This is a genomic window from Microcystis sp. M53603_WE2 (assembly GCF_030065435.1).
Genome location: NZ_JASJFF010000493.1, coordinates 1 through 10422, shown reverse-complemented (window position 1 = coordinate 10422; position 10422 = coordinate 1). Strand labels below are relative to the sequence as shown.

Annotated in this window: 11 protein-coding genes; 3 read left to right on the top strand and 8 right to left on the bottom strand. The window is 40.4% G+C overall.

Annotation, left to right across the window (positions count from 1 at the left end):
• Positions 1–1121 (top strand): mechanosensitive ion channel domain-containing protein (locus PX481_RS10300; RefSeq protein ID WP_288094541.1); only part of this gene is annotated, 1121 nt, incomplete at its 5' end.
• Positions 1122–1350: 229 nt separating this feature from the next.
• Here the strand turns inward: PX481_RS10300 and PX481_RS10295 are convergent.
• The 8 genes from PX481_RS10295 to PX481_RS10260 all read right to left on the bottom strand — a co-directional run bounded on the left by PX481_RS10295 (position 1351) and on the right by PX481_RS10260 (position 8544).
• The gene (locus PX481_RS10295; RefSeq protein WP_288094540.1) at positions 1351–2133 is read right to left on the bottom strand and encodes a transporter; all 783 of its coding nucleotides are present in this window, start codon (positions 2131–2133) and stop codon (positions 1351–1353) included.
• Positions 2130–3350, bottom strand: coding sequence for a hypothetical protein (locus PX481_RS10290; protein ID WP_190719413.1), 1221 nt, complete (start codon positions 3348–3350; stop codon positions 2130–2132). Before PX481_RS10290 ends, PX481_RS10295 begins: the two co-directional genes overlap by 4 nt.
• Positions 3351–3355: 5 nt before the next feature.
• On the bottom strand, positions 3356–3748 hold the full coding sequence (locus PX481_RS10285; RefSeq protein ID WP_052275484.1) for a MerR family transcriptional regulator: 393 nt from the start codon (positions 3746–3748) through the stop codon (positions 3356–3358).
• A gap of 85 nt (positions 3749–3833) precedes the next feature.
• Positions 3834–4388 carry a phycobiliprotein lyase gene (locus tag PX481_RS10280; protein ID WP_002759809.1) on the bottom strand — a complete coding sequence of 185 codons (555 nt, stop codon included), beginning with the start codon at positions 4386–4388 and terminating at the stop codon, positions 3834–3836.
• A 27-nt stretch (positions 4389–4415) separates the two neighbouring features.
• Entirely contained in the window at positions 4416–5399 is a 984-nt protein-coding gene (locus tag PX481_RS10275; RefSeq protein ID WP_002759808.1) for a glycosyltransferase family 2 protein, read from the bottom strand.
• A 30-nt stretch (positions 5400–5429) separates the two neighbouring features.
• Positions 5430–6647 (bottom strand): glycosyltransferase family 4 protein, encoded by a 1218-nt coding sequence (locus PX481_RS10270; protein ID WP_002759807.1) that lies wholly within the window; start codon positions 6645–6647, stop codon positions 5430–5432.
• A gap of 2 nt (positions 6648–6649) precedes the next feature.
• Positions 6650–7609: a GDP-mannose 4,6-dehydratase gene (locus PX481_RS10265; RefSeq protein WP_288094539.1), complete on the bottom strand. Its 960-nt coding sequence runs from the start codon at positions 7607–7609 to the stop codon at positions 6650–6652.
• A 14-nt stretch (positions 7610–7623) separates the two neighbouring features.
• Positions 7624–8544, bottom strand: a complete 921-nt coding sequence (locus PX481_RS10260) for a glycosyltransferase family 2 protein (protein ID WP_043999111.1) — start codon at positions 8542–8544, stop codon at positions 7624–7626.
• A gap of 404 nt (positions 8545–8948) precedes the next feature.
• On the opposite strand from PX481_RS10260, the gene PX481_RS10255 reads away from it, so the two are divergent.
• Positions 8949–9932: a glycosyltransferase family 2 protein gene (locus PX481_RS10255; protein ID WP_002759797.1), complete on the top strand. Its 984-nt coding sequence runs from the start codon at positions 8949–8951 to the stop codon at positions 9930–9932.
• A gap of 239 nt (positions 9933–10171) precedes the next feature.
• The coding region (locus tag PX481_RS10250; RefSeq protein WP_288094538.1) for a dihydroneopterin aldolase at positions 10172–10422 on the top strand (251 nt) is incomplete at its 3' end.

Here is a 10422-nt window from a genome sequence, read left to right as displayed (position 1 = left end):
TAGCCGGTGGTTTGGGGGTGGGTATCGGTTTCGGTTTGCAGGAGTTAACCAAAAATCTCACCAGTGGTTTAACTTTGTTGGTGGAACGCAAGTTAAAAGTGGGCGATTTTATCGAATTTGAGCAAACAAAGGGTTATATCCAGGAAATATCGATTCGTTCCACCACCATTCGCACTGTGGATGGTGCAGAGTTAATCGTTCCTAACACAATCTTAACTAGCAATCGCGTCCAGAATTGGCATTATCCCGACTCGCGCATTCGAGTCATTGTGCCAGTGGGAGTTGCCTACGGTACAGATCCTTTGATAGTGACGGAAATTCTGCTGCAATCAGCCTATATGTCGGTAGAAATTGCCTTTAATCCGCTTCCCAAGGTGATTTTTAACGGTTTTGGTGATAGTGCTTTAAATTTTGAGTTGTGGGTATGGGTGGAAAAAGTCGAACGGGCCGTTTTTATGAGAAGTTCCCTACACTTCATTATCGAGCATAATCTGCGTCATCGGGGCATAACGATTCCTTTTCCCCAGCGAGAGTTATGGTTGCATAATACCGACAGTTTTGAGGCAGTTAAGGAACAGGATCAGGAGATAGTTAAACCTTCAAAACCGCTATCGTTAAAAGAAATGTTATTGGAGGTGAGTTACTTTAAACATTTTAACGATCTGCAATTGCGTGTATTAATTGAAATGGGTTGTCGTAAACATCTCCAGGACGGGGATATTTTAATTAGACAGGGAGAAAGAACTAATTATTTCTGTATTGTTTTGCAGGGACAAATGGATGCTTTTTATGAAAACGATAAAATCAGTCGTAAAATTTTTACTTTTAATAAAGGTCAATATTTTGGGGAATTACCGTTAATATTAGAGGTTCCCTATCCCACCACTATGCAAGCAGTGGGGGAAACCTTGTTATTTTTGCTCGATCGTCAGGGGTTTCAGCATCTTATCACTACTTATCCGGCTCTAGCGGAGGAATTCACTCAGGCACTCACCCAACGTCAAGAGGAATTGCGCGAATGTCAGCAGAAATTGCGAGAAATGGGGCTTTTAGACTCGGAAGACCTGAAAAATCCCGTCTCTTGGCTGCGACAACGGTTAAAGAGCTTTTTTGCGACTTAAAAGGGAATGACAACAGATTTACAGCCTTTTTTCTCTAGCAGTTATCTTAATGATGAGGTACGAAGCTGAGAATAGGGAGTCGCTACCTGCGGACAACTGATCAGATATCCCTGTTGTTTTCAGGGATGAGAAGATGTGGACTTCCAAACCCCCTCATACTCCCAGTCAAACCAAAATTTAAGTTATACTTCATCTATTTTAGCTTTTAATAGCAGGCTAGGGAAAAATCCTAAAATCCGAAAGAATAACCGATTTTTAACTTTAATTGACTTTGATCATTGCCATTAGTGGCAATATATCCCTCGATACCCCAATCGATCACACCTTGGCGATTAATTTGCTGACCAATTCCCATACCAGTGCGAATTAAAACCCCACCATTACTATTATCGCTGGTAATTACGCCCAATTCTGCTAAAAAAGTGCGATCAAAACGTTTCGGATAACCAATTGGTCGCGAGTAACCGAGAATTGCTGCCGGTAAAAAAGATTGATCGCCGTCATCGGGGTCAGTGTTTATGTTTAAATCGAGATTAAGATGCACGCGATGGAATTGACCAACAGTTTTACTGGCAATTCCCCGCAGACGAAAATCTAATCCCCTAGCATTATTTCCCGTCGGTAATCCTAAATCGGTACGAATGGCAAAAGCGGGAACATTATCGTATTCACGATTGAAATTATAGAAAAAACCTACAGATAAATTTCCCACATCAAAATCCGTATCATCACTATTAACTCGACCTCCCACCTGCGGATCGATGCCGATAATAATATGACCATTGCGAATAATACCGTTGAGGTATTCAAGATCAAACTCACCCCCAAGATTACTATTTTCAGGAAAGACTAGACTTCCTCCAAATTCTATCGATTGTTCCCCAAAACCAAGACTTTCAGCATCATCAAAAGAAAGGGGACGACCGGAATCAAGATTGTTATGATCGTTGGCAAAAACTGGATTAGTAAAACTGGCAACTAAACCCACAGCAATTAATAAAAATCTTCTCATTTTTTCAGTTCCTCTTGATCATTGCTGTCGTCAGGTTTTTTCTCCGTATTAGGAGGGTTTTCTGGAGAGTAATTTTCGTGGTTATGGTGTTGGTGATCTCCTCCCTCATCTACTTGAGAATCATCAGGTTTTTTCTCAGAATTATCATGATTATCGTGATTATGACCTTCGTGAGAAATATCTGTTGGCATTAATCCCATACCCGGAATTCCTGACTCAAAACGATGATCATGTAGTCCTTCACCACCATAATTTTTTCCCGCTGCCATTCCTTGATGATTAGCAGCCATTACTAACCAAATAGCGCGGGTAATTTGTTCGTCTTTTTGTTGGGGAGTTAGCCAATCTGATGCCAGAATATCATTAACCATATCGTGCAACATATGGAGGTTATCGAAGGTGTTAGATATTGCGGGAAAACGTCGGGCAAACTTGGGACTAAGTTCGGCAAACATCGGCATAAAAGCTCGATCGGTGCGATACAATTCCTGACTATGGTATTGTTTTCCTACCTGTTTATAAGCTTGTTTTTGTTCTTCTAGCGTCTTCTCATAGAGCAAGTCATACATTGTTCCTTGTAACCAATGGTAGCCCCAAAATAAGCCATTAACTTTCGGATATTTCTGGCGAAAGGCTTTAGAATAAGGCTGGGAATCCAGATAACCCATATTCATGGGTAATCCCGTAATCGCATAGGGAACTTTTGTCAAGTAAAATTGATATAATTTTTCAATTTCCGCCTCTTTTTCCTTGTTGGTTAATTTGCTGCTGGCTAAAACATCAACGGTTTGAGCATGGAAAATATGCGCCCACTCGAAAACCTGTTCTAAAACACCGTATTTTCTGCCAAAAGTTGGGGAAATATTACCCTCATCGGGCATAAATTTAGGCGGATTTTTTAAAACCCAATTAATTTTTTGGTATGTCTTAGTTTCTAAATCTTTCGCTTTTCCTGTTACGATATCTTCGTAGGCAAAGGCATGACCAACAGCGATCGCATTCAAGTCTAAAGCTAAATCTCTGACATTATAAATGGCATTGTTATAAACCCCTCTTTGGGGATAAATATGATTACGTTGCTTGTTATACATCCAAGCTGGTATATTATCAGGAATTGCTTGTAAAGTCTGAGTTTGAGGTGAATCAAGATGTAAATGTTGAGCAATGACAGGAGTAGAAATCATTGCTACAGTTACCAATAAAATTAACTTTTTCATGATAGTTAAACCTTGAGATTAGGGCAAATAAATTGATCGTCTTTTACTGGTGTATCCGTCCATCCTTGCAGGGTTTCGGTTAATTGTTGACGCAATAAAAGCAATTGTTCCACTTGTTGATCGATCTCAGCAATATGTTTAATTAATTTTTCTTGAATATCTCCACAGGGTAACTCACCATGGTCATGAATTACTAAACATTCGCGGATCTCTTGCAGACTTAAACCCAAAGATTGCAATCTCTTGACAAATAGCAAGCGATGGACAGTATCGGGAGTAAATAGGCGAAATTGTCCCTCTGTCCTCTCAGGGGACTGAATTAGTCCTAATTCCTCGTAATAACGAATCGTTTTAATTGAAACACCACTTTCTAGGGAAAGTTGACCGATTTTGAGCATTATTTTTGCTCCTTAATCCTATCGTTACCCTATTATAAAATCTCCCCCTGACTGGAGAATCAAGGGGGGGGAAAGAAATATTTTTTTAACTGACTTTACACTCAACTCCAAAACCGACCAAGAGAACTTTTTCCAAGGGTTCCCCCTCCTTGGGACGTTGATAGTTAATAATTTTGCGAATTCGCAGGTCTGGATTGATTAAAGTAATTGAATCCACGGAAACACTGCGAGTATAATTGGTGGTCATTAATAACTCTCTGGTAGTGGAATCAAAGCGAAAAGCGGAGATAATTGGTCTTGCTTCTTCGTAGGCGCGATCACGAAGATAATCCCCTTCTAAATAACCGTTATTTTCTGCTTTAACCACAAATAAAAGATTAAGATTTTGTCGCACTTCTTCCCCTTTTTCCGAGATGGTATAGAAACCTAAATTAAACCCGGGGATACTTTCTAAATCCGCAATATCAGGATAGTTATTATCTGTCAGAACTTTCTGTTTAATCTCCCTAGTCAGGGGTTGAATGAGGAATTCAGTACGGGAACGTTCCACTTCTTGATCGGCTAGATAATGATAGGTTCTTTCCGTTTGCCAACTACCGACACAATAGGCAAAAAATTGCTGAAAAACTTCGGTATTCATAGACTTCATTCTCCTCTTGTCAGTATTTTAATTTTGAGTTATTTTATCAGTAACTTGTTCCCGATTTTCAAAACCATAACAATCTCGAACCAGATAAAGTGGTCGGCCCTTTACTTCCTCATAAACCCTGCCAATATATTCGCCAATAATACCAAGAGTCAGTAATTGAATTCCTCCTAAAAATAAGATAGCAACCATCAGAGAAGCGTACCCGGGTACATCGATTCCTAAAATGATAGTCCTAAGAATTAAAAAACTAGCATAAACAAGACTAACAAGTGCAATGATAAATCCTACATAGGTCCAGACTTTCAGAGGTAAAAAACTAAAAGAGGTAATACCATCGATGGCAAAATTCCATAATTTCCAGTAATTCCATTTAGTTTGTCCTTGATACCGGGGTTCTCGATCGAATAAAATTGATGTCTGTTTATATCCCACCCAAGCAAATATTCCTTTCATAAATCTTTGACGTTCGGGCATCTTTTTAATTGATTCTACCACTCGGCGATCAATCAAGCGAAAATCTCCCGTATTAGGGGGAATAGGAACCCGACTTAATTTATTAATGACTTGATAGAAACCTTCTGCGGTGAAACGTTTCAACCAACTTTCGCCAATTCTAACCCGACGGGACGCATAAACCACATCATAACCCTGCTGCCATTTTTCGATCATTTCGGCAATTAATTCGGGGGGATCTTGTAAATCAGCATCAATAGGAATGACTGCCATTCCTTGACTGTAATCAATTCCTGCTGACATGGCAATATCTTTACCAAAATTCCGGGATAAATTAACCACTTTAATTTGTGGGTAACGTTGATGATATTCCAGGAGATTTTTGAGAGTATTGTCACGACTACCATCATTGACGCAAACGATCTCATAACTGGTATTTAGTGCCTCTAAAACCGCTAAAAGTCGCCTAAAGAGAGCATCGATGTTTTCTTCTTCGTTATAAAGAGGAACAACAACAGATATTTTCACGGGTATTTGATTTGATAGCATATTAATTTACAAAAAAATTAGAGAAATTTTCTAACAAATGTCAGCAATCAAAACTTGTTCGTACTTAGCTGCCGCTTGCTGCCAAGTATAATTATCTTCGATTAATTTGCGAGCATTTCTAGATAATTTTTCTCGCAACTCTGCCGATTCAAAAAGACTACTAACCGCCGTACAATATTCCTCAATACTATTAGCCCTTAAGGCTGCTAAAGGAACATTATTTCCTTCAACTGTTAATCCTTCTAAACCTCGATCGCTGGCTACCACTGGCACCCCCGCAGCCATAGATTCTAGGGTTTTAAACTTCATTCCAAAACCTGTTCTTAGGGGAATAACTGCCACAGTTGCCTGATGAAGATAGGTAGTCATTGATGGTACTCGTCCCGTCACAATTACTCCTTTTAACTTAGTTAATTCTTGCACTTCTAGGGATGGATTAGCACCGACTAGAGTTAAAGTAGTCTCGGGATAAGTAATTTGAATACGAGGTAAAATTTCCCTAGCTAAAAAACAGGCCGCATCGATATTAACCCAATAATCTAACCCACCGATAAAAACTAAATTATGTCCAGCAGGCTCCTCGGGACGATAGGGAAATAAATCTAAATCGACTGCATTAGGAATTAAATAAATCTCTCCATTGGGGGCAAATTCTTCCATTTGTTTTTGATCATCATCGGTAGTGACGACAATTTTTGAGAATTTCTGCACAGTTTTTTGTTCGTAGCGACCCATGAGAGGAAGGTAGAGACGATCCCGTAATTCTTGACTAGAAACCCCAATTTCTAATTGACTTTTGCAGGTTTGATAGAGGGAACTATGCACATCAATTACTGTCCTAATTTGCTGTTGCCATTGGGGACGAATATAAATTTCATTAACACTATGTTCACTGGTAATTACTGAGAATTTTTGACTATTAACTGCCCTATCTATCCAGTTCTGCATCTCTTGAGAATAGCCAAAAAGTACATTGGGAGGGGTTCCCGTTTGCAGGAATTGAGCTAATCTTTGCAGTTTAGCAATTATTCCAGTTTTGGCATCTCGAGGACGGGGAAAAACTACCAATTCACTAACAAAGTTACCTAACTTTTCTACCTCCTCATCGCTGACATCAGCAGTACGCTGAACGATGAGAGTAATATCATGATTTTTGCTGAGATACTTGAGTAAATTAAAAGTTCTGCCCTGAGTTCCCCCTCTGGTTGGTGGATAGGGGAAGGCGGAACTAATCATTAAGATATTCATAGCTATTCCTCTAAACGATTTTCTACCATCATGCGGACAATATCGGTCATTTTGTATCGTGCTTGCCAACCTAATTTTTCCTTAGCTTTGTTGGGATTGCCGCGACTAATGGCTAAATCTGTTGGTCTTAATAAACTTCGATCGGAAATTACATGATCTTGCCAATTTAAGCCCACAGTAGCAAAAGCTGTGGCGACAAAATCCTCCAGTTTTGAACTTTCTCCCGTGGCAATGACGTAATCATCGGGTTGCTCCTGTTGCAGCATTAAATACATCGCTTCAACGTACTCCGGCGCCCAACCCCAATCCCTTTGAATATCCATATTTCCTAGGTGCAAAGTTTCAGGACTTCCCTGGGTAATTCTAGCCACGGCAGCGATAATTTTTTGGGTAACAAAGCGCTCGGGACGCAGGGGAGATTCATGATTGAAAAGTATGCCTGAACAGGCAAAAATTCCGTAGGCTTCTCGATAATTAGCCACTTCCCAAAAAGCCGCCGATTTGGCCACAGCGTAGGGACTGCGAGGACGAAAAGGGGTATTTTCGTCGGCAGAATTATCGCCGATATCCCCGAAACATTCACTCGATCCTGCATTATATAATTTAATTTTTGCTCCGGTAAATCGAATTGCTTCTAAGAGATTTAAGGTTCCCGTGGCAATACTTTCTAAGGTTTCCACCGGCTGCTCGAAGGATAAACCCACAGAACTTTGTCCAGCCAAATTATAGACCTCATCGGGCTGAATTTTAATTAAGACTTGTAGGACACTGCGAAAGTCGTTCAGTGCCATCGATTCTAGTTTTACCTGTTCCTTGATTCCCAAACGTTTCAGGTTACTAAAAGAGGACATTTGGGCATCCCGGGAGGTGCCACAAACTGTATAGCCAGCTTTTAACAGTAATTCGGCTAGGTAGGCTCCATCCTGGCCCGATATACCACAAATTAACGCTTTTTTACCCATTTATTTACAATAATTTACTTTTGAGGGGTTAACATCGCCTTGGCGGCCTCGCTTAAATAACCGATTTGTCCGTAGGCATAGAGAAGATTCTCAAACCTTTTAGCGGGATCATTGATAAATTTGACAGATTTAACCAATCCTCTCACCAAACGCTCACCTCCTCGCCTAAATTGAGCCAATCCCGTTCTTCCTGCCACTTCTTCCCGGTAGTGTTCGCTGATGCCTTGCCACCAACTACGACGCATAAACCATTGACGATTGATTCTTTCCGGGGCAACATTGTGTTCCACCAATGCTGCGGGAAAATAGCCTACTTGCCATCCCTGGGCGAGTGCTAGTTCTGTAGTGTATAATTCCTCGTTAGAAAGAAGTTTTTTACCAATTCTTCCCAAATTAGGGTCAAAACCGCCAATCTTCTCCCAGAAATCTCGCCGGATTGAGTAATTAACCCCTCGCGGAGTTAAATCCGCTTGGCTGATGTATACCACATTGTCGCCCAAATCGAAAGCCCCTAAACCCGCTGCTAACTCATCGGATAACCAATTGGGTTGACTGTAGCCTTGCGGCCAAATTAAGGTGACTTTTCCCCCCGCTACTGCCAGTTTGTCGTTATTTTCGTAGGCATTTAACAGAATTTGCAACCATTGAGGACTAGCGATCGCATCGTCATCCAAATAGGCTAAAATCGGCGCTCTAGTTTCCTTCGCCCCGCGATTTCTGGCGGTAGATAGCCCTAAAATAGGTTCGTAAACGTATTTTAGCCGCCCATCTCCCAGACGCGACTGGGCCACTTGACGGGTTTTATCGGTAGATGCGTTATCAACCACTAAAATCTCACAATCTGGGCAGGTTTGCCCTAAAAGACTATCGATCGCTCCTTCTAGGTAGTGATCGCGGTTGTGGGTACAGATAATCCCTGCTATTTTAGGAGCCATGGCTATCAAGGTTACTCATTCAATACCCTAAAACTTAACATTCCTTTGCAAAAATGTAAAAATACTTTTTTAACCTGGAGACAGGAGACAGGAGACTCCGAGACTCCGAGATTGCTTTTTACTTATAGCGTTTCTCGTAAAGATGAAGTATAACCTAATTTGGTATTGACGACCGACTCCCCAAAAGGAAAACTTCCTATCTCACCATGAAGATAACTGCTATAACACTCTCCACTCGACCAATCTAAAACCTAATTTGTTAAGCTAAAAGCTTTGATGTACTTAGTTTATAACCTTCTTTTTAGGTAGGAGAATTGCCAGATACTGTCTTGTGCCTTTTGCCTGTTGCCTCTTGCCTTCAGAAGCTGATTACTGATTACTGATTACTGATTACTGAAAATATTATGCCGAAAGTAACTGTTTGTATTCCCACCTATAACCGCGCCGATTATCTCAGCTATTCGATTAATAGTGTCTTGCGGCAGACTTATGAAGATTTTGAGTTAATTGTTTGTGATGATGGTTCTTCTGATCATACCCCAGAAGTGGTGGCAGCATTTCAGGATTCGAGAATAATTTATCTGCGTCATCCCCAAAATCTTGGTAGAAGTTTAAATATGCGATCGGGTTTTACGGCTGCTCGGGGAGAATATTTTATTAAATTCGATGATGACGATGGACTAACTCCTGAATTTTTAGCGAAAACTGTCCCTATTTTAGATCAAGAAAAAAACGTTGATTTTGTCTGTACAGATCACTGGATTATTGATAGATTTGGACAAAGAGTTGCATCAGCAACAAAAAAAAATTCAGCGAAATGGGGCAAAGATAGATTACAACAAGGGATTATTCCTGATTTAGAAAGACAAACTTTTTCCTGTAAAAGTTTACAGGTGGGTTCGACTCTTTTTCGTTATCAATCTTTAGCCGATGTGGATTATATGCGCCCTCAGGCGGATGGTTGTGAAGATTTTGATTTATTAGTGCGTTTAGCTTTAGCGGGAAAACAAGCTTATTTTCTGCCAGAATTATTAATGGAATATCGTTTCCATGGGGGGCAAACTAGCTTAAAACAAGCGGTTCACTTTTTGCAAGCAAACTTGTTTTGTACAGAAGGTTATCACTTTAATGATGTAAAATTAGAAGAAGAAAGAGTGAAAAGGACGGCTTTTTTACAGGAATGTTTGGGGATAAAATTAATTGAAAAGGGAGAAACCGAAGCCGGGCGAGTTTTAATAGAAAAAGCCTCGAAATTGTCAGGAAAATCCCGACGGGCCAGACTGGGTTTACTGCTTTCCTATTTACCTCTAAACTTGAGACAATTGGCTTTTCAAGGTTTCCGTCAACTACGTCCCAAAGATTACGCCGAACAGGTGAGAGCCGTGTAAACGATAACTTATAAGTAGGTAGGTGTTAAAAATTGTCAGACACCCCCCTTATCAAGGGGGGATTAAGGGGGTATCGAAGGCAAAATCTATCTTCTATTTAATTAGAACCACTTACTTAGCAGTTATCTTAATGGTGACAAGATAGGAAGTTTTCCTTTTGGGGAGTGGGTCGTCGATACCAAATTAGGTTACACTTCATCTTTGTGGGAAAAGCCGCCAGTTTTTTAATTTAACTATCTATGGATACTATTCACGTTACAGGAATTCGGGCCTACGGTTACACAGGATATCTGGCCGAAGAACAGGTTTTAGGTCAATGGTTTGAGGTGGATTTATCCCTAGAAGTTGATATCAGCATTGCTGGCAAAAGTGAAGCGATTGAAGATACTCTAGATTATCTACAGGCGATCAAAATTGTCAAACACCAGATTGAAACCGGCAAATTTGCCCTAGTGGAAAAATTGGCCACGGTTATCGCTGAGGATATCGT

Bases quoted from the DNA above. Each gene is read 5' to 3' on its own strand.
- PX481_RS10295 (WP_288094540.1), bottom strand. From the start codon at position 2,133: ATGAGAAGATTTTTATTAATTGCTGTGGGTTTAGTTGCCAGTTTTACT.
- PX481_RS10290 (WP_190719413.1), bottom strand. From the start codon at position 3,350: ATGAAAAAGTTAATTTTATTGGTAACTGTAGCAATGATTTCTACTCCT.
- PX481_RS10285 (WP_052275484.1), bottom strand. From the start codon at position 3,748: ATGCTCAAAATCGGTCAACTTTCCCTAGAAAGTGGTGTTTCAATTAAA.
- PX481_RS10280 (WP_002759809.1), bottom strand. From the start codon at position 4,388: ATGAATACCGAAGTTTTTCAGCAATTTTTTGCCTATTGTGTCGGTAGT.
- PX481_RS10275 (WP_002759808.1), bottom strand. From the start codon at position 5,399: ATGCTATCAAATCAAATACCCGTGAAAATATCTGTTGTTGTTCCTCTT.
- PX481_RS10270 (WP_002759807.1), bottom strand. From the start codon at position 6,647: ATGAATATCTTAATGATTAGTTCCGCCTTCCCCTATCCACCAACCAGA.
- PX481_RS10265 (WP_288094539.1), bottom strand. From the start codon at position 7,609: ATGGGTAAAAAAGCGTTAATTTGTGGTATATCGGGCCAGGATGGAGCC.
- PX481_RS10260 (WP_043999111.1), bottom strand. From the start codon at position 8,544: ATGGCTCCTAAAATAGCAGGGATTATCTGTACCCACAACCGCGATCAC.
- PX481_RS10255 (WP_002759797.1), top strand. From the start codon at position 8,949: ATGCCGAAAGTAACTGTTTGTATTCCCACCTATAACCGCGCCGATTAT.